Origin of the sequence: Emticicia sp. BO119, from assembly GCF_013912375.1 — a bacterium.
GTDB lineage: Bacteria > Bacteroidota > Bacteroidia > Cytophagales > Spirosomataceae > Emticicia.
The window spans coordinates 90,382-111,328 of record NZ_JACETV010000006.1; the positions used below are offsets into that span (position 1 = coordinate 90,382).

Annotated in this window: 14 protein-coding genes and 1 pseudogene; 12 read left to right on the plus strand and 3 right to left on the minus strand. The window is 37.6% G+C overall.

Features of this window, described 5'->3' with window-relative positions; all coding sequences use genetic code 11:
* Nucleotides 1–69: 69 nt before the first annotated feature.
* Nucleotides 70–1,908: a glutamine--fructose-6-phosphate transaminase (isomerizing) gene (gene glmS, locus H1R81_RS18930; protein ID WP_181842323.1), complete on the plus strand. Its 1,839-nt coding sequence runs from the start codon at nucleotides 70–72 to the stop codon at nucleotides 1,906–1,908.
* Nucleotides 1,909–2,004: 96 nt separating this feature from the next.
* On the opposite strand, the gene H1R81_RS18935 is transcribed toward glmS, so the two are convergent.
* Entirely contained in the window at nucleotides 2,005–2,520 is a 516-nt protein-coding gene (locus tag H1R81_RS18935) for a helix-turn-helix domain-containing protein (RefSeq protein WP_310588096.1), read from the minus strand.
* A 320-nt stretch (nucleotides 2,521–2,840) separates the two neighbouring features.
* Between H1R81_RS18935 and H1R81_RS18940 the strand changes: the two genes are divergently transcribed.
* The 4 genes from H1R81_RS18940 (at nucleotide 2,841) to H1R81_RS18955 (ending at nucleotide 10,572) form a co-directional block, all read left to right on the plus strand.
* Entirely contained in the window at nucleotides 2,841–4,214 is a 1,374-nt protein-coding gene (locus H1R81_RS18940) for an aminopeptidase P family protein (RefSeq protein WP_181842324.1), read from the plus strand.
* Between the two features lie 50 nt (nucleotides 4,215–4,264).
* A complete protein-coding gene (locus tag H1R81_RS18945) occupies nucleotides 4,265–5,518 on the plus strand; it encodes an acetylxylan esterase (RefSeq protein WP_181842325.1) in 1,254 nt (417 codons plus the stop codon).
* A 540-nt stretch (nucleotides 5,519–6,058) separates the two neighbouring features.
* Nucleotides 6,059–6,925 carry an ABC transporter ATP-binding protein gene (locus tag H1R81_RS18950; protein WP_181842326.1) on the plus strand — a complete coding sequence of 289 codons (867 nt, stop codon included), beginning with the start codon at nucleotides 6,059–6,061 and terminating at the stop codon, nucleotides 6,923–6,925.
* Between the two features lie 20 nt (nucleotides 6,926–6,945).
* The gene (locus H1R81_RS18955) at nucleotides 6,946–10,572 is read left to right on the plus strand and encodes a M1 family aminopeptidase (RefSeq protein WP_181842327.1); all 3,627 of its coding nucleotides are present in this window, start codon (nucleotides 6,946–6,948) and stop codon (nucleotides 10,570–10,572) included.
* A gap of 36 nt (nucleotides 10,573–10,608) precedes the next feature.
* Here H1R81_RS18955 and H1R81_RS18960 read toward each other — a convergent pair whose 3' ends face one another.
* A complete protein-coding gene (locus H1R81_RS18960) occupies nucleotides 10,609–11,124 on the minus strand; it encodes a hypothetical protein (RefSeq protein ID WP_181842328.1) in 516 nt (171 codons plus the stop codon).
* Between the two features lie 488 nt (nucleotides 11,125–11,612).
* Here H1R81_RS18960 and H1R81_RS18965 point away from each other — a divergent pair, with 488 nt between their 5' ends.
* Entirely contained in the window at nucleotides 11,613–12,866 is a 1,254-nt protein-coding gene (locus H1R81_RS18965) for a nucleoside permease (RefSeq protein WP_181842329.1), read from the plus strand.
* Nucleotides 12,867–12,945: 79 nt separating this feature from the next.
* Here H1R81_RS18965 and H1R81_RS18970 read toward each other — a convergent pair whose 3' ends face one another.
* Nucleotides 12,946–14,415 (minus strand): sodium:solute symporter, encoded by a 1,470-nt coding sequence (locus H1R81_RS18970; protein WP_181842330.1) that lies wholly within the window; start codon nucleotides 14,413–14,415, stop codon nucleotides 12,946–12,948.
* Between the two features lie 203 nt (nucleotides 14,416–14,618).
* On the opposite strand from H1R81_RS18970, the gene H1R81_RS18975 reads away from it, so the two are divergent.
* From H1R81_RS18975 to H1R81_RS19000, 6 genes and pseudogenes are all read left to right on the plus strand, one after another.
* Nucleotides 14,619–14,912, plus strand: a complete 294-nt coding sequence (locus H1R81_RS18975; protein WP_181842331.1) for an ATP-dependent Clp protease adaptor ClpS — start codon at nucleotides 14,619–14,621, stop codon at nucleotides 14,910–14,912.
* A gap of 75 nt (nucleotides 14,913–14,987) precedes the next feature.
* Nucleotides 14,988–15,602 carry a recombination mediator RecR gene (gene recR, locus H1R81_RS18980; protein ID WP_181842332.1) on the plus strand — a complete coding sequence of 205 codons (615 nt, stop codon included), beginning with the start codon at nucleotides 14,988–14,990 and terminating at the stop codon, nucleotides 15,600–15,602.
* 33 nt (nucleotides 15,603–15,635) lie between these two features.
* Complete coding sequence (locus H1R81_RS18985) at nucleotides 15,636–16,331, plus strand: phosphoribosylanthranilate isomerase (RefSeq protein ID WP_181842333.1); 696 nt, start codon at nucleotides 15,636–15,638, stop codon at nucleotides 16,329–16,331.
* Nucleotides 16,332–16,402: 71 nt separating this feature from the next.
* Nucleotides 16,403–17,098 (plus strand): superoxide dismutase, encoded by a 696-nt coding sequence (locus H1R81_RS18990; protein ID WP_181842334.1) that lies wholly within the window; start codon nucleotides 16,403–16,405, stop codon nucleotides 17,096–17,098.
* 133 nt (nucleotides 17,099–17,231) lie between these two features.
* Complete coding sequence (locus H1R81_RS18995; protein WP_181842335.1) at nucleotides 17,232–19,826, plus strand: DNA gyrase/topoisomerase IV subunit A; 2,595 nt, start codon at nucleotides 17,232–17,234, stop codon at nucleotides 19,824–19,826.
* Between the two features lie 88 nt (nucleotides 19,827–19,914).
* Nucleotides 19,915–20,817, plus strand: a pseudogene (locus H1R81_RS19000) (DUF6454 family protein).
* Nucleotides 20,818–20,947 lie beyond the last annotated feature (130 nt).

The window sequence follows — 20,947 nt, forward strand, 5'->3', positions numbered from 1 at the left end:
TGGACTTTTTTAATTAAAAACTTCTTTATTCATAGAAAACTAACATTCTACTTAAAACATTTCAAAACTATGTGCGGAATCGTCGCTTACGTAGGGCATCGCGAAGCTGCCCCTCTCATTATCAAAGGACTCAAAAGATTAGAATACCGTGGTTATGACAGCGCAGGTATTGCCCTGTTAAACGGTCATGGACTAAAAGTCTACAAGAAAAAAGGCAAAGTCTCTGATTTAGAAAATGAATTGAAAGGCAAAGAACTATTAGCACAGGTAGGTATCGGCCACACGCGCTGGGCTACTCATGGCGAGCCAAACGATATTAATGCTCACCCACATTACTCAACCAGCAGAAAATTAGCAATTATTCATAATGGCATTATTGAAAACTATGCGTCAATCAAGCAGAGCTTAATCAATAAAGGCTATACTTTCGATAGTGCCACAGACACTGAAGTACTCATTAAGTTTATTGAAGATATACAGACTAACATGTACTGCAATCTTGAAGAAGCAGTAAGAATTGCTCTTCATGAAATTGTAGGTGCTTATGCAATTGTTATCATTGATGAAGAAAATCCGGCACAGCTGATAGCAGCCCGCAAAGGTAGTCCATTAGTAATTGGAGTCGGAGAAAATGAATTTTTCTTTGCTTCTGACGCCACCCCAATCATTGAATATACTAAAGAAGTAGTGTACCTTGATGATTATGAAATTGCCATTGTAAAAGACAACGAATTGATAATTAAAAACTTAGCCAATGAAGATATTGCCCCTTATGTAGAAACAGTTGAACTCGAACTGGAAGCGATTGAGAAAGGCGGGTACGACCACTTCATGCTTAAGGAAATCTTTGAGCAACCCCGTTCAATTGCAGATTCAATGAGAGGGCGTATCAATCTCGAAAATGCCAGTCTGCTCTTAGGTGGTTTGAGAGATTATCTTGATAAAATAGCTAAAACAGATAGAATCGTAATAGTAGCCTGTGGAACATCCTGGCACGCAGGTTTGGTTGGAGAATACCTCTTGGAAGAATTAGCCCGTGTCAATGTAGAAGTTGAATACGCTTCTGAGTTCCGTTACAGAAACCCGATTATCAAAGAAGGCGATATCGTCATTGCCATTTCTCAGTCAGGAGAGACTGCCGACACAATGGCAGCCTTAGAATTAGCCAAATCAAAAGGAGCTATTATCCTGGGAGTTTGTAATGTTGTAGGCTCTTCTATTGCCCGCATTACTCATGCCGGCGTTTATACGCATGCTGGTCCTGAAATAGGAGTAGCCAGTACTAAAGCATTTACTGCACAGGTTACTGTACTAAGTCTGATTGCCATAGCAACTGCCCATAAAAAAGGTACTATCAGCCAGGATTTATACCGTGAACTCCTTTTTGGCCTGGATGCTATTCCTGCTAAAGTAGAAAAAATTCTGAAAAGTGCCGAGAAAATCAAAGACATTTCCAAACTATTTACCTTTGCCTCTAACTTTATTTTCTTAGGTCGTGGCCTAAACTTCCCTGTTGCCTTAGAAGGAGCCTTGAAACTGAAAGAAATTTCTTATATCCATGCCGAAGGATATCCGGCAGCAGAGATGAAACACGGACCTATTGCCTTGATCGACGAGGATATGCCTGTCGTATTTATTGCTACAAAAGACAATTCATACGAAAAGATTGTTTCCAATATACAGGAGGTAAAAGCGCGTAAGGGCCGTGTAATAGCCATTATAACAGAAGGTGATACACTTATTCCTAAAATGGTTGACTTCGTAATAGAAGTACCAAGAACCAACGATCTGTTGCTCCCGCTCATCACTTCTATCCCATTGCAGTTAATCTCATACTACATAGCGGTCTTGAGAGGCCGAAATGTTGACCAGCCACGCAACCTTGCCAAATCAGTAACAGTAGAATAATCAGTAAAACATAAAAAGCAGTAATTATCTATCTCTGAGATGATTACTGCTTAACATCAAAACTCCAAAAAAACATGGCTCCGGAGAGCATTAAAATTATCTATTAAACACCTTGACGAAACTGCTTATCAGCCAGTTTTCATCTGCTTTCAATAATGAGGTAAGAGTAGAATCCGCAAATACCGTTACTGTACTAATATCATTCACAATCTTTAGAAACTCTTCTTTCTCAGCAGTATCCGGTTTTATTCCCTCTTTTAAATCTGCCATTGCATCAATCAAAGGTCCGATTTCTCGGCGTCGTCGCTCTTTAGCAATCTGCTTGGCAACTTTCCAGACATCCTTTTCAGCTATGAAATACTCCTTCCGTTCACCAGGAAGAAGCTGCTTATAAATTAGCCCCCAATCCATCAAATCCCGTAAGTTCATATTTACATTCCCTCGTGAAATTTGTAATTCAGACATAATTTCGTCTGCATTCATAGACTTAGCTGAAAGCAAAAGTAGCGAGTGTATCTGTGCCATCGTGCGGTTAATACCCCACTGGGTGGCAAGCGTACCCCACGTATGGATAAACTTATCTTTTGCTTCTTTTAACTCCATAGTAGACATTTTTTTTAAATTTTATAGATATGCACGTAAGCGTAATTGGCTCAAAGTAAAATAACATTTTTGAATTTTCAAAATATTTTGAAAAAAATAACACAAAAATCAAACCAAACTCAAAAAATACATAACTAACTGATTAGCAATAATTTACAATATTAAACAACTAAGCAAATCGGGTAAAATTTTACCCGATCCGAAAACACAAAGAAGCAGAAAGCACTAAAATAGGAGAACTAAAACCTGAAAACCCCAAAATATTGGCTTCAAATTTTATAATAATTCCTGTAATTTCGTTTATTTCGTGTTTTAAAAATCAATAAAAAATGTTCTCTACTCAAACCTATATCGAAAGACGTAACGCCCTGAAACGTAGCGTTGGCAATGGATTGATTTTAATCATGGGCAACGAAGAAGCCCCTATGAATTACCATGATAATACCTACCGCTACCGTCAGGATAGTAACTTTTTATACTACTTCGGAATAAGCCTTTCCAACCTGGCAGCCATAATAGATGTAGATTCAGGCGAGGAGATTATATTTGGAGATGAGTTCTCAATGGATGATATAATTTGGGTAGGGCCACAACCTACATTGGCCGACCAGGCCCGTAAAGTGGGAGTTTATCGTACCGAACCCTATTCAAAATTAGCTGATAAATTAACTAAATCAAAAAAAGTACATTTCACCCCACCATACCGCTACGAAAACAAATTCAAATTATGTGAATGGCTGAATATACCTGTTAATAAACTCAAAGAAAGAGCTTCTGTTGACCTCATTAAATCCATTATCGCACAACGCGCCTATAAATCTGCTGAGGAAATTGTGCAAATGGAAGAGGCAGTCAATATATGTCGTGAAATGCACATCGCTGCCATGCGGGAAACCAAAGCAGGACGAAAAGAGTATGAAATAGCCGCAATCATTCATGGGAAAGCCCTTGAATTTGGTGGCGAATTAGCTTACCCTATCATATTTAGCATAAACGGACAAACTTTGCATAATCACTATCATGGCAATATCATGGTAGAAGGAAAATTAGCTTTGAATGATTCAGGTGCAGAAAACAGTATGTTCTATGCTGGTGATATTACCCGTACTATTCCGGTCAGTAAGAAGTTTACCGAAAGGCAAAAAGAGATTTACAACTTAGTACTTAAAATGCAACTTGCCGCTATAGATGCCCTCAAACCTAACATTCAGTACAAAGAAGTGCATCTAATTGCCAATAGAATATTATTAGAAGGTTTAACCGATTTAGGCTTCATAAAAGGGGATATCGAAGAAATGCTGAACGAGGGTTTGCAAGGGCTATTTATGCCTCACGGCCTTGGACATGCCATTGGTTTAGATGTACATGATATGGAAGATTTAGGAGAAAACTACGTTGGTTATCGCGAAGGATTAGAAAGAAGTACGCAATTAGGTTTAAAATCGCTCAGAATGGCCAAAGAATTAGAAGAAGGATATGTAATTACAGTTGAACCAGGGCTCTATTTTATACCTGAATTAATTGACAAATGGAAATCTGAAAAAAAATTCGCTGATTTTATCAATTATGACAAATTAGAGTCTTATAAAGATTTCGGAGGAGTGCGAATTGAAGATAATTGCCTGATAACTGCCAATGGACAACACACATTAGGAAAACCAATCCCTAAAACTATTGAAGAAGTAGAAGATTTGAAAAATTAGTACTTAAAGGCATATTTCCACTTGAAATATGCCTTATTTTTTATATCCCTATGAAAAAACTCATCATTATTCTATCCCTTATCTCACAAAGTATGTTTGCTCAGAACGTTAATTACGATGAGGCTAAAATACCTCCCTACACCCTGCCTGATATTTTAACAGGAGTTGATGGTAAAAAAATTACTACCATCAAACAATGGGAGGCCAATCGTCCGGCATTGCTTCAGTTATTTGCAGAGAATGTCTATGGTGTAACTCCAAATATTTCTGCCAAACACCATTATAAGATACTCGAAACCAAAAATGATGCTTTAAATGGAAAAGCCATCCGCAAACAGGTATTAATTACTTTTGATGAATATCCTCAATTAAGCGGAATCAATATCCTGCTTTATATCCCAAAAAATGTAACCAGACCACCCGTTTTCGTTGGTTTGAATTTTGAAGGAAATCATTCGATTGGCATTGACCCCTATGTATTACTTACCCAAAACTGGATGGTTGATTTTCAGAAAAATCCTGAAAGAGTAAATAATAATCGTGCATTGGAAGCCTCAAGAGGAAAAGCGATAGTAGAAAGCTGGCCTGCTGAAATGATTATTGACAAAGGCTTTGCAATGGCTACGGCCTATTATGGCGATATAGAACCCGACCACCCAGAAGGCTGGAAATCAGGGTTAAGAAGTGCTATTGGTATGACCGACGACCAAAAATGGAGTGCGATGGGTGCATGGGCATGGCAATTGAGCCGGATGCTGGATTATTTAGAAACCGATGCCGATCTAAACAGCAAAAAAGCCATCGTTATCGGTCATTCAAGATTAGGCAAAGCAGCTTTCTGGGCAGCGGCACAAGACCAAAGATTTGCCGCATTTATCTCTAATGAATCAGGCGAAGGTGGCGCGGCTTTGAAAAGACGCTGGTATGGTGAAACACATGAAATTATTAATGATAAATTCCCACATTGGTTTTCAGGCAAATACAAAACTTACAGTAATAATATAGCTTCATTACCATTCGACCAGCATCAGTTATTTGGGCTTATTGCTCCCAGGCCGGTCTACGTAACAAGTGCCGAAGGCGACCAGTGGGCTGACCCTAACGGCCAATTCCTTTCTTTAAAAAATGCTGAGCCTGTATTTGCACTATATGGTAAAAAAGGCTTAGGTACTGACACTCACCCGGCACTTAATCAACCTGCCGGAAGCTATATCCGCTATCACTATCGCACAGGTAAGCATGATATGAATGCCTACGACTGGGAACAATACCTGAAATTTGCTAAAGAGGTAGTTAATAAGTAAACTCCTGAGTAGCAAATCGATTACATTTTAAAAATGGCCAGTCATGAAATAGATTGATGTAATTCTATTTTAAAGCAAGATATTTTACAGAGACGATTTTTTCAATCTCTCCCCTAAACAGTTCGATTTCACCAAAAATCTATCTGAACACTTTGAAAGCAATATCTAAAACCTGAAATTTAGGGAACACTCAGTTGGGGACACACAGGCAGGACTTCCAGTCGGAAACATCTGGTCAGAGACACCCGGGCTTGCGTTACAATTCACAACTATCCGTCCGCACAACAACCATTAAAATGGCGGAAGATAAAAGAAAGAGTTGCAAGCAGAATCGGAAAAGGTTACCAGTTCAGAAAAGGTTACCAATATGGTGGGAACCTTTTTGAATGAGGACAGGGATAGTTAGAGTATGTTTACATTTAAAACGCCAGACAAGTTCACCCTGCTAATACCCTTTTATCATAATTATTTACCGAATTTATCAATTTATGCGTATTATTAAGGTTTATAATATCCTCTATCTAAACACTTAGCTCCAGTATGCAACTCACTATTTCAAATCTAAACAAAACATATTCCAATGGCGTGCACGCCTTGAAGGATGTCAATCTTACCATCAATCAGGGAATGTTCGGATTATTAGGCCCTAATGGTGCCGGAAAATCTTCACTCATGCGAACCATCGCTACCTTGCAGGAGCCTGATAGTGGTTCAATTAGCCTGGGGAGTATCAATGTTCTGACTCAGAAAGAAGAGGTGCGTAAAACTTTAGGATACTTACCACAGGAATTCGGTGTATATCCTAAAGTCGATGCTATTACTTTATTGAATCATCTGGCCGTATTAAAAGGCATTACCAATGCTGCCGAACGCAAGTCGGTAGTAGAAGCATTATTGCACAAAACTAACCTTTGGGGAGCCCGCAAAAAGAACTTGGGTGGTTACTCAGGCGGCATGAAACAACGCTTTGGTATTGCCCAGGCACTATTAGCTAATCCTAAGCTGATTATTGTAGATGAACCAACAGCCGGACTCGACCCTGCCGAACGCAACCGTTTCCTGAATCTATTATCAGAATTAGGCGAAAATACAGTTGTAATTCTTTCAACCCACATTGTAGACGATGTAAAAGAACTCTGCTCTGATATGGCCATTTTTAATAAAGGCGAAGTACTTTTTAAGGGAAGTCCAGACGAAGCCCTGGCAGCCATATCAGAAAAAATATGGGAGAAACGTATCAGTAAAGCCGAATTAAGTGACTATAAAAAGAGTTTCAAAGTAATTTCTGAAAAACTGATCGCCGGAAACCCGGTTATTCATGTATTAGCCGAGAGTAATCCTGATGGCACTTTTGAGGCTGTTGAAGGCGATTTAGAAGATGTGTACTTTTCAAAAATATTTGCTTAAACCTTATCCTTTCTACTACTATGCTAAGAGAAATACTAAGGTTTGAGTTTTCATACAGAAAAAACCGACCTGCAACCTATATTTACTTCGGAATCTTATTTATCCTTTGTTTTACTGCCGCTACTTCTAAATATGTGAGCTTTGAAGGAGTAGCCGGAGGCCAGATTAAAGAGAACTCACCATTCTTTTTAACAACTATTATCATCATCATGACCTTTTTTATGACTTTCATCTGCTCGGCTATTATGGGTGTGGCAGTATTGAGAGATTTCGAGCATAAAATGGAGTCGCTGATGTTTAGTACCACAGTATCTAAATTCGATTACCTGATTGGCCGTTTTCTGGGTTCATTTATCGTGATGGTTATGATTTACTCGGCCATCTGGCTTGCCCTTATGTTAGGCTTTGCTATTGGTGAATATTTACCTTGGGATCCTTCATGGGAAGGGAAAAAGATGCTTCCCTTTAATACCTGGTCCTATTTGCAACCATTCATTTTCTGGGGCATTACTAACATATTCATACAGGGGGTAATTTTCTTTTCGGCCGGAGCATTGAGTCGTTCAACTATTGTAATTTATACGCAGGGAATAATCTTATTTGTTTTGTATCAGATCACCAACACTATTTTAAGTGATATTGAAAACAAAACTGTAGCTGCTTTGCTTGACCCATTCTGCTATCGCACTTTTCAGATTTATACTGAATATTGGACACCTGCACAAAAAAACACCTTATTAGTGCCGTTAGAAGGTCTTATGCTATGGAATCGGGTCATTTGGTGTAGCGTAGCCTTGCTTATTCTTATTATCACTTATTTTTCGTTTAGCTATAATGTAGTACGCAATAGTTTATTTAAGAAAAAAGCACTCAAGGAAGACAATACAGCCATTCTTCCTGAAACAGTTCATATTCCATTTGTCCATCAATTCAGCGGATTCACCACCAATCTGAAACAACTTTGGAAAGAAGCTATCTTCTATACAAAAATGATTATAAGAGAAATTCCTTTCCTGGCAATTATCTTTGTGGGGCTGGCCGACTTAACTATCAGTTCGTTTTATTTTGATGAAATGTATGGGACAAGCTCCTACCCTATTACCGCCAATGTAATTGGCTTGCTGAATAACTTCGACCTGTATTTTCTCATTATTGTTGTATTTTATTCAGGCGAAATTATCTGGAAAGAGCGTGTAACCCATATGCACCTCATAATAGATGCAACACCTGTCCCCGATTGGGTCAATCTTCTTGCAAAGTTCCTCGGTTTGCTAATTATTTATATAGGTTTATTACTTATCCTTATACTATCTGGCATTATTATTCAGGCAAGTCACGGTTATTTCAATTTTGAAATCTCCTTATATTTCAAGGCTCTTTTCACCAATACACTTACCTTCCTTGTTCTATACACCTTATTATCTTTCTTTGTACAGGTAATAGGTAATAATAAATTTGTAGGCTTTGCCATGATGTTTGTGTTCTTTCTGGTAACCTTTTTCTTAGGAGCGTCTGGTATTCAGCACCCGCTATTCTCTTTTGGTAGCGGTAGTCTTCGTGATTATTCAGACATGAATAAATATGGGCATTTCATTACAAGATTCTCATGGCTTAAACTCTATTGGTTTGCTTTTGTAGGTTTTCTGTTTATCCTTGCTGTAGTTTTCTCAGTTCGAGGCTCAGAGTCCGTTATGAAAATGCGGTTAAAAGTAGGAAAGCTCCGCCTTACACGTCCGGTTCTTACAATCGGCATTTTCTCTTTTATTACGTTTGTAGCAACAGGATGTTACGTATTTTATAATACAAATCGCATTAACGTGTATGAAACCCGTGAAGAAGGGGAAGACAAACAGGTAGCATACGAAAAAGCACTCAAGAAATTCGATCATTTTCCGCAACCAAAAATCATTGATGTTAATTTAAAGGTTGAGATTTATCCGCAAAATCGTGATTTTACAGCCGAAGGCTATTTCTGGCTAAAAAACAAGACAGATAAACCTATGGCTGATGTGCATATTCAGAATGATATGGAACATCGTATGAAACTTGATTATCTCAAATTTGATACTGGTGCTAAAGAAAATAAAACCTACAGCAAATACGGCTATACAATTTACACACTCAACAAACCTTTATTGCCTGGCGATTCGGTTAAGATGTCGTTCAAAACCCGATTTGAAACAAGAGGATTTGTAGCAGGTGGAGGCAATACAGATGTAGTCTACAATGGTACTTTCTTTAATAATCTTTATTTTCCTACCATTGGTTATAATGAAAACTACGAAATTAATAATGATGATACCCGTCGTAAGAAAAAACTACCTGAGAAAGAACGCATGATGGAACAGAATAATCCGGTTGGTTTATCGCAGAGTTTATTTGGCGATGATGCAGACTATATCCGTTTTGAAATGATAATTGGCACCGATAAAGACCAGACTGCCATTGCCCCCGGCTATCTGCAAAAAACATGGAATGAAAAAGACCGCAAATATTTCCACTATAAAATGGATGTGCCTATGTGTAATTTTTATTCAATAGTTTCGGCTAAATATGAAGTTAAAAAAGACAAGTGGAAAGACGTTAATTTAGAAATATACTATAATAAAGGCCATGAATATAATTTAGATAAAATGATGGCTTCTATGAAAGCCTCCTTTGAGTATTTTTCTAAGAATTTCAGTCCCTATCAGTATCGCCAGATGCGAATCATGGAGTTTCCCCGATATTCAGATTTTGCACAATCCTTTGCCAATACAGTCCCGTTTTCAGAGGGAATAGGTTTTATCCAGAAAGTATCCGACCCCAAAAAAGATATAGATATGCCTTTCTACGTAACAGCCCATGAGTTAGGCCATCAATGGTGGGGGCATCAGGTAGCAGAAGCGAATGTAAAAGGCAATGCTATGCTCTCAGAAACACAAGCGCAGTATTCTGCCTTAATGGTAATGAAACATGCTGTTGCACCGGAGCTGATGCAGAAATTCCTGAAATATGAGTTAAACAGGTATCTTCAGGGCCGTGCTACCGAGCTCAAAAAAGAACAACCATTGAATATGGTTGAATCACAAGGGTATATTCACTACCGTAAAGGTTCGGTTATTATGTTTGCTTTACAAGACTATATCGGCGAAGAAAAGGTTAATCTCGCTTTAAGGAATTTTCTGGCAGACTGGCAATACCCAGGACCAGACTCAAAAAACAAACGGTACCCAACCAGCAACGACTTGTTGAAATATTTTAAAGCACAAACGCCAGATTCACTCAAAAATATCATTACTGATATGTTTGAAACCATTACCTTATTTGAGAATAAAGTTGAGAAAGTACAATATACACCTTTAAAGAATAAAACCTTTGAAGTTAAAATAACCACCACAAACGAAAAATTCAGAGCCGATAGCACAGGAAACGAAGTTCCGATTCCCATTAACGACTGGATTGATGTAGGTATATATGGTACAGATAAAAATGGCAATGATAAACTCTTATATCTGAAAAAACATCAGGTCAGAAAAAAGAATAATACATTTACGATCATAGTAAAAGAACAGCCTAAAAAAGCAGGCATTGACCCAATTAACAAATTGATTGACCGACACGCAGAAGATAACACCAAAACTGCAGAAGAAACGGAAGGTGTGTAAAACAACACGAGGATTAATATATATTAATCCTCTCTTTTATTTAATAGAAATACCTAAGCCTATACCGCCACGCAATTCAAATTTACCCGCAGCGTAAGCAGGTGTAACATTCGCTTTAAGAAAGATTACTCTTGGATGAGGTGGAATATCAAAAATCACTTGTTGCCTTACACCCAGAATAAAGTAGCTATAATGCCTGACTTCCCCATTCGGATAAGCTCCAAAAGTATAACCAAGGCCTGTTTCACCAAAAAATTCAGAAGCAATTTTTGACGGTGCAGACTTGCATTTCACATACACTCTGTTAAAAATACGTTTACGCAGATTATTAAAAAGAAAATTGTAGGTAGCTGTTACAGGAAACGAGGCTCCTGCTCCATTGTCTATATCAAAATTACCTGCACCACCACCCGGAAGGAAGCCAACACCTCCCCTGAGGCTCATAAAGCTTGTTCTCCACCTAACAGGTAAATATTCATAATTGATAGATAGAATAGGACTCGTTGCAAAACTCTCAACCATGATTGCTGACTTGTATCTCGTACGATACATAAGTTGCCCCTGGCTATTATTGAAAAATAGCAAAACAAATATAATGGGTAGGAAATATTTCACTGATTAATTAGGAATAACTTTCATTTAAAGTAAGATAAAAACATACCAAAATGTGTTCAATTCAAGAAAATTTGTTTAATTCACGGCTGAACTTTTAAAAATAAACACAAAATAAGAAACCTTAGGTACAAATCGTCAATAAACTGAATTAAAATTTAATAATATACCTAAACTCTATATGGAACGCTCTACAGAAATTATCAGAACTTTGGTCATTTTAAATCGGATCTTTCGGCTATCAATATTACTCTTTACAAAACGGTTGGTATCGGTTTTTATTGCAAACTACATTTTCAGCAATTATCCCGAACAAATAAGATTTGCATTGCTCATTCAAAAATAATTGTAATCATTTTACAATTGCCGCTTTAGACCAATCTTATTTCTAATAAAAAAATTAACAGAAAACTAAAAACAATTTTACAATGAGTATCAGGTTCAGGCTTATCATTATGAATTTTCTCCAGTTCTTTATCTGGGCTTGTTGGTTACTTACAATAGGTGCCTATTGGTTTCAGAATAAAGGCTGGTCAGGAGCAGAATTTGGGGCAATTTTTTCTACCATGGGTATCGCTTCATTATTTATGCCTACACTGACAGGAATCATCGCTGATAAATGGGTGAGCGCCGAAAAATTATATGCAATTTTGCATTTATTAGGCGCGGCAGCCTTATGCTATATCCCGCAAGTCAACAACCCAAGCGATTTCTTCTGGGTGATTCTATTAGTAGTTATCTTTTATATGCCAACCATTGCGCTTGCCAATTCTATTGCTTATACAATATTGAATAATTCACAAACCGATATCGTCAATGACTTCCCACCTATCAGGGTTTGGGGTACCGTTGGTTTTGTCATAGCCCTTTGGGTAATTAGCCTGACAGGCAATGAAACTTCTGCTAATCAGTTTTATATATCTGCTGGAGCTGCTGTAGTATTGGCTATTTATTCATTTACCTTGCCCAATTGCCCTCCGTTAGCAGCGCAAACAGATAAAAAGACCTTTGCCGAACTATTAGGTTTAAACGCTTTTCTTCTTTTTAAAGATAGTAAAATTGCTTTATTTTTCATTTTTTCCATGTTCTTAGGTGCTTCTCTGCAATTAACCAATGCTTATGGTGATACTTTCCTGCACGACTTTGCTACAGTAAACGCATACAAAGATTCAATCGCTGTAAAGTTCCCTGCTATCATCATGTCTATCTCTCAGATTTCAGAAACATTATTCATTTTAGCAATTCCTTTCTTTTTAAAGAGATTTGGTATTAAGCAGGTAATGCTCTTTAGTATGATTGCCTGGGTATTACGTTTTGGCCTTTTTGCATATGGTAACCCGGGAAGTGGGTTGTGGATGATTATCCTGTCTTGTATCGTGTACGGAATGGCATTCGATTTCTTTAATATTTCAGGCTCTTTATTCATCGAAACATATACAAGCCCTAAAATACGGGCAAGCGCACAAGGCTTATTTATGATGATGGTGAATGGTTTTGGTGCAGTTTCAGGAAGCTTAATCAGTGGATTCATTATTCAGAAATATTTCACTATTGCCGATGGAACTAAACAGTGGGAAGGTATCTGGCTGACATTTGCAGCTTATTCGTTGATCGTAGCTTTGTTGTTTGCCATATTGTTCAAACATAAACACGAAAAGACCATTTCAGTCTCTAAGCATTGATTCTCACATTGAATTACAATCAATATGCAAAAGAGCGAGAGATGATTAAATTATCTCGCTCTTTTTTCTTAGCCTAAATTTAAACTAAAGCATTCTCCTTTATTCCTTGCCGTTGATTTCCTGAAAATATCCATAAGCCAGCAAAAGTAATAAAACCATTGAGCATCAGTTTTGAGAAACCAAATTCAAATGAAAAGAAACTTAGACTTATTTCTTCAATAAGGTAGGTTAAGATTGGAGAAACAATACAAACAATCGGAATATATTTATCAGTAACAGGACGTTTCAGATACAAACCAAAAGCAAATAAACCCAGTAAAGGTCCATAGGTATAGCCAGCAATATTAAATACTGCCGAAATTACTTCCTGGCTATTCATTGCTTTGAAAATGATAATGACAATAAAAAACACCCCTGTAAAACCAATATGTGTCCAATGTTTTAGCTTTTGTCTCTCCTTTTCAGAGCGGTTTTCAAACTTGAGAAAATCTACGCAGAAAGAAGTTGTAAGAGCTGTAAGAGCCGAATCTGAACTTGCATAAGTAGCCGCCGTAATACCTAATAAGAAAGTAACCGCAGCCAGAGTACCAAAATGATTACCCAATGCTAAAGACGGGTACAAATCATCAGTTTTGATAGGAATCGGGAATCCCACTTGCTCCGAATACACATACAACAATACCCCTAAACTCAGAAAAAGCAGATTAACAAAAACAAGCACAGCATAAAACCAGAACATATTCTTTTGAGCCTCCCCGATACTTTTGCAGGTGAGGTTCTTCTGCATTAAATCTTGGTCAAGTCCTGTCATAGTCATGGCAATAAACGCACCTGATAAAAAATCCTTCAGAAAATGATGTTTGTCGGCCCATTCCCAAACAAAAATCTTTGAATAAGGGCTTTCGGTAACCGTTGTTAGCACCTCTCCTGCGGTTAGGTTTAGCTGCTTGGCAATCAGATAAATAGTCATCAAAAGTGCGGTTAATAAAAAGAAAGTCTGTAAGGTATCGGTAATAATAATGGTTTTCACACCACCTTTAAAAGTATAGACAAAAATAAGTGCCATGGCAATCAGCACAGTTAGCTCAAAAGGTACACCTAAATCTTCAAAGATAGCTAATTGCAATACCTGCACAGCTACGTACATTCTTACTGCAGACCCAATAGTACGCGATAGTAAGAAGAAGGCCGAGCCAGTTTTATACGCCCAGAAACCAAAGCGTTTCTCAAGATACCCATAAATAGAAATCAGGTTCAGTTTGTAATACATAGGCATTAGAATCGTAGCAATTACCCAATAACCTACTGCATAACCCAACACAACCTGAAAATAAGAAAACTGGATTTTCCCGACAGCACCGGGTACCGAAACGAACGTTACACCCGAAATCGATGTTCCTATCATACCAAACGCCACTAAATACCATGGAGACTGGCGGTTGGCAGTAAAAAAAGTATTAGTATCAGCTCCTCTGGCAGTATAAACAGAAATGGCAATTAGTACTAAAAAGTAAACAACAAGTATGGTCAAGGCAAGCGAAGAACTCATTGATTCTTGGGTTTATAGTTTGTTTCAATTTGGGTCAAATATCAAAACTTTTTTCTCCATAACAAAATGACTCTTTGCGAAAAATGAATTATCTTAGCATAAAAATAGACGAAATACGTATCATTAAAGCCTATTGTTTTCGTTATAATATGTATCATTAATCACCAAAAATTGTTTATTATTAAATTAGTAAAAGTATAAAAATGACAACATTACCGAATCCTGAAATTGAAGTCATAGAGGAAGTAATCGAAGATATTGCAAGTATTAAATTGTGGGAACTGGTTGTTTATAATGACGATATTAATACTTTCGAACACGTGATTGAGACTTTAATTGAGGTTTGTCAGCATTCTCCAGAGCAAGCAGAACAATGTACACTTATTATCCATTACAAAGGGCAATGTGGTGTAAAATCAGGAGATTTTGAAGAACTGGCTCCTATGAGAACCGAAATTTGCAGAAGAAAAATATCAGCAGAAATTATGCTGAAATAAAGCATTTTATTAAGTTATAAAATGTATTAAATCCATTACAATATAAATCAATTACACTAAAAGGCCTGAATAACGTTGAACTTCCCCTCTAAATTAATAGAAGACGCTGTCGTTGAAATCTCAAAGCTCCCTGGTATCGGAAAAAAATCTGCCTTGAGACTGGTTTTATATTTACTGAAAAGAGAAGAAACCCAGACACAGCTATTAGCTGATGCGCTGATAGCCATGCGAACCCATACAACCTATTGCAGGAAATGCCATAATATCTCCGATGAAGAGCTTTGCCAGATATGCAGTTCGCCTCGCAGGGATCAGAACATTATCTGTGTAGTAGAAGATACACGAGATGTTTTAGCTATTGAAAACACATCTCAATACAAGGGCTTATATCACGTTTTAGGTGGAATCATTTCTCCATTAATGGGTATTGGGCCAAATGACCTGAACATTGATTCCCTGCTCAAGCGAATTGAACAAGTTGATGAAAACGAAAAAATACAGGAAATAATCCTTGCTTTAAGCCCAACAATGGAAGGAGATACTACAGCTTTTTATCTGCAAAAGAAACTAAAAATGTTTCCCGTTAAAATCAGCACCATTGCGAGAGGCATCCCGATTGGCGGAGACTTGGAATATACAGATGAAGTAACCCTCGGCAGAAGTATTCTAAGCCGTATAGCCTATGAGTAGTGCTTTTGTTTAGCATTCTATTTTAAGAAATCCATGACATACCAAGATAAATCTTATATTTTTCCCAAATTGAAAAATATTCCACGTATTAAAATATGTTGTATCAGTAGCATTCAGGAAGCACAAGATGCCATTAGTTTTGGAGCATCAGCATTAGGATTAGTTGCTCAAATGCCAAGTGGTCCAGGCCCTATTGCTGATGAATTAATTCGTGAGATTGTGGCTACTATCCCACCCCCTATTGCTTCCTTTCTATTGACCAGCCGTACTGATACCAAGGCAATTATTGAGCATCAGAAAGCAGTTGGTAGTAACGTGATTCAGATTGTTGATGCTATTGCTTCCGGTAATTATTCTGATTTCAGGAGCATAATACCATCTATTAAAATTGTACAGGTAATCCATGTAGTTGATGAAAGAAGCATTGATGAAGCCTTAGCTTGCGCTGAACTGGTAGATGCGCTCTTATTAGACTCCGGTAACCCTATGCTTGCAGTAAAAGAATTAGGCGGAACCGGACGTGTACACAACTGGGCCTTAAGCCGGAAAATCGTTGAGCAATCAAGGATTCCGGTGTTTTTGGCTGGTGGCTTAAAAGCAGAAAATGTAAGAGCAGCTATCGAAAACGTACAACCATATGGTTTGGATTTATGCAGTGGTGTTCGAACAAACGGCCATTTAGATTTGTTTAAATTAGAAACGTTTTTTAATGAAGTTTATAAAATATAAGTTTTTATATTTGCCCTTGTTAAATTTCAATCTAACTGATAGCTTTTTATCATAAATCCCCTGCATAAACCATGAACAGAAAAGATTTCATCAAAGCTTTTGTCGGAAGCTCTTTTTTATTAAAAATGGGTGATGTTTTTGCAAAACCTGTAAGCTTCGAAGGCATGTACACATTAGCACCTCTTCCTTATGCGAATGATGCGCTCGAACCACATATCGACAAAATGACGATGGAAATTCACCATGACCGTCATCACAAAGGATATGTAGACAACCTGAATAAAGCTATTGCCGGCACAAATATGGAAAAAGTACCTTTAGAAGAATTAATAAAAAATATAAGCAAACACCCTGTTGCAATAAGAAATAATGGTGGTGGTCACTGGAATCATACATTTTTCTGGCAAATTATGAGTCCTAAAGGCGGTGGTATGCCAAGTGGGAAATTAGCTACAGCTATCAACAGCACTTTCGGAAGTTTAGAAAAAATGAAAGAAGAATTTACCAAAGCAGCTACCACTCGTTTTGGTTCAGGCTGGGCATGGTTAATTGTCGGGCCTGATAAAAAACTGAAGATTACCTCAACACCAAATCAAGATAATCCTTTAATGGACGTAACTCCTGAGAAAGGAACTCCTATTCTGGCTATCGACGTTTGGGAACATGCGTATTACCTCAAATACCAGAACAAACGTGCAGATTATATTAAAGCATTCTGGAATGTAGTAAACTGGGATAAGGTGAGCGCAAATTTTGATGCTGCCTGAAAACAAGCCATTATTTTTTAAAAAACAGAAAAGGATTTACGAATTGTAAGTCCTTTTTTGCGTGTTATAGGCTGATATTTACTGTTTTTTTGTTATATTTGCTATAAATTAATGCTTTCTTGTATTGACTCCCATGAGTGACCAAAACCCTAAGTACGATCCGCTTCAACAAAAAGAAGTTATTGATGATATGTTTGAGAACTGGTTTCTCGACTACGCATCTTATGTAATTTTAGAGCGCGCTGTACCAGCCATCGAAGATGGTTTGAAACCTGTACAGCGACGTGTCATGCACGCCCTCAAAGAAATGGACGATGGCCGCTTCAACAAAGTAGCCAACGTTATCGGATCTACCATGCAGTTTCACCCGCACGGTGATGCTTCTATTGGAGACGCCATTGTTTCTATGGGTCAAAAAAATCTTTTATTAGATACTCAAGGAAATTGGGGGGATATTAGAACCGGAGACGGTGCTGCTGCCCCTCGCTATATTGAGGTACGATTATCGAAATTTGCCAATGATGTCCTGTTTAACGAGGATACTACCGAATGGCAGATGTCCTATGACGGACGTAAACGTGAGCCGATTAATCTTCCCGCAAAATTCCCTTTACTATTGGTACAAGGTGTTGAAGGTATTGCAGTTGGTCTTTCAACTAAAATATTACCGCACAATTTTATTGAAGTATGTGAGGCCTCTATCGCTTTTCTGAAAAAAGAAAACTTTCAGTTATTCCCTGATTTCCTGACTGGTGGGATGATTGATGTCACTACCTATAATGATGGTGCGAGAGGTGGCAAAGTAAAAGTGAGAGCCCGAATAGTAGAAGCCGATAAAAAGACGCTTATTATTAAAGAAATTCCGTTTGGTACTACTACTACCAGTTTGATTGAGTCAATCATTAAAGCCAATGATGGTGGTAAGATAAAAATTAAGAAGGTAGAAGATAATACAGCTAAAGAGGTATCTATTATTGTGCATTTAGCCCCTAACACTTCTCCTGACATTACGATTGATGCCCTTTATGCTTTCACAGAGTGTGAAGTATCTGTCTCTCCGAATGCCTGTGTGATTATAGACGAAAAGCCGCATTTCGTTTCTATCAGCGAAATCCTCCGTCAATCTACAAATCAAACCATGCACTTGCTGAAACGAGAGCTAGAAATCAAAAAGCATGAGTTAAAAGAGAAATTGTTGTATAGTTCATTGGAAAAAATCTTCATCGAAAACCGTATCTACCGTGATATCGAAGAGTGCGAAACTTTTGAAGCAGTAATTCAGACCATCGACAAAGGCTTAGAGCCTTTCAAAAAAGATTTTTACAGAGAGATTATTGAAGAAGATATATTACGCTTGTGCGAAATTAAAATTAAACGTATTTCTAAATATGACTCTTTCAAGGCTGATGAATTGATGCGCCGTTTAGAGCAGGAATTAGCTGAAGTAGAAGATAATCTGCTAAACCTTGTACGCTACACAATTAGCTTTTTTAAAGACCTGCTGAAAAAATACAGCAAAGGCCGTGAGCGTAAAACCGAAATCAGACAATTTGGCGCAGTACAGGCAACTGTAGTAGCAGCTAATAACCAAAAATTGTATGTTGACAAAGAAGGAGGTTTCATAGGTTATGGACTGAAAAAAGACGAATACGTAATGGACTGCTCTGATATTGATGATATTATTGCCTTTAAACGAGATGGAAAGTATGTTATCACCAAAATTCAGGAAAAGGTCTTCGTCGGTAAAGACATCATCTATTGCTCAGTGTTCCGCAAAAATGACGAGCGTAAAATTTATAATGTTGTTTATTCAGACGGTAAATCAGGTTCTTCTTATGCCAAACGTTTCTTTGTAACAGGTATCACCCGTGATAAGGAGTATGACTTAACAATGGGAAATTCAAAATCTAAGGTATTATATTTTACAGCGAATGACAATGGTGAGGCAGAAACGGTTTTTGTTAACCTGACGGCCAATTCAACTGCTAAGAAAAAACAACTGGATTGGGATTTCGCTACATTGGCTATCAAGAACAGAAGTTCGATGGGCAATCTCATCACTAAGTTCCCGATTAGGAAAGTAGTTCTCAAATCAGCCGGAAAATCCACTTTAGGTGGAGTAGATATCTGGTTCGACGCCGTTATTGGTAAATTGAACAGAGATGAGCATGGGTTATATTTGGGCAATTTCGATTCAGAGGATAGAATATTGGTGCTCTATAAAGATGGTCAATATGAACTGACTAATTTTGAATTGACAAACCGTTATGAGCCAAGAGAAATCTCAAAAGTGGTGAAATTATCCCCTGACAGGATTATCTCCTGCTTGTATTATGAAGGAGAACATAAAATCTATTATATTAAGCGTTTCAAAATCGAAACAACTACTATAGACAAGAAATTCTTGTTTATTACCGATACTAAAAACTCTCGTTTATTAGCTGTCAGTACTGACAAGTATCCACGTATATCTCTTAAAACTAAAGCAGAAAAAAAAGCCCCTGTCGAAACGCAGGCCATTAATGTCGACGAGTTTGTGGAAGTAAGAGGTTGGAAAGCCATAGGCCAAAAACTCAATGTTTATGATATAGTTGAAGTAAAAATGCTTGATCCCAAACCTGAAGAGGTAGAATTAAAACAAGAACTAATAACGGTAACAGCAGAAGCACAGGCTGAAATCCAACATGAAGTTGCAGATGATACCGATGGACAATTAGCATTATTTTAACAAATAATACACAATAATTTAATGATACACATTAGGGGAAATTCTATTTCCCCTTTTATATTTCTGTTAATATCATTTATCTATTCTTATGACTATACGCTACCTATTATTTCTTATCCTCCTGCTTTCTCATTCGCTTACCCAAGCCCAAACACTTATCGATAAAATAAAGAAACTTAGGTATGATACTCAATGGCAACAGGTGGCAGCTATTCCACTTCAGTTTCCTACTTATCACCCACAAGGCATGGTCAAAGTCGGCGAGTTTTTCTATATGAGTTCTGTCGAAGTAATCAGGCCACCAAGAAATGGAGAAACAGGTGAAGGTATCGGACATCTCTTTAAGATAGATTCTACTGGCAATCTCTTAGCACAAACTACCTTAGGTGAAGGGACCATGTATCATCCTAGTGGCATTGATTATGATGGCAAACATATATGGATTCCGGTAGCAGAGTACCGTCCCAACAGTGAGGCTATTATTTAAAAAGTTGACCCCAAAACTTTACAATCGACGGAGGTCTTGCATTTTAAAGACCACATAGGCGGCATTGTACATAATACTGAAGCCAACACGCTTTTTGGTATTAGCTGGGGTTCAAGAAATTTTTACCAGTGGAAACTCAATAATAAAGGTCAGGTCAGTAATAACTCTGCCTCTCCTGAAGAATTACTTATTATCAATCCATCATTTTATATTGATTATCAGGATTGCCATTATTTAGGGAAAGACCTGGTGCTATGCTCTGGTCTGCAACGATATAGCAATAATAATCAGACTATCCGTCTGGGCGGTTTCGACCTCATCAGTTTAAAAGACTATCGCCCTATTCATCAGGTTCCTATCCGTTTATGGTCTCCTACAGGATTACCCATGACGAGCAATCCATTCTGGATAGAATCCATTGCCGAAAAAATCAGAGCTTATTTTGTACCCGATGATGACAAAGCTTCCACTCTCTTTATTTATGATGCTCTTTTAAAGCCTTAAACAGGCTGATAATCTCCTCAATATTAAGTTACTATAAAAAAACAAAAATAATTTCCAAAAAATTTGGTATACTACAAGTTTATTTTTATAATTGCCGAATATTTCGGCATAACAATCCGAAAACATCGGC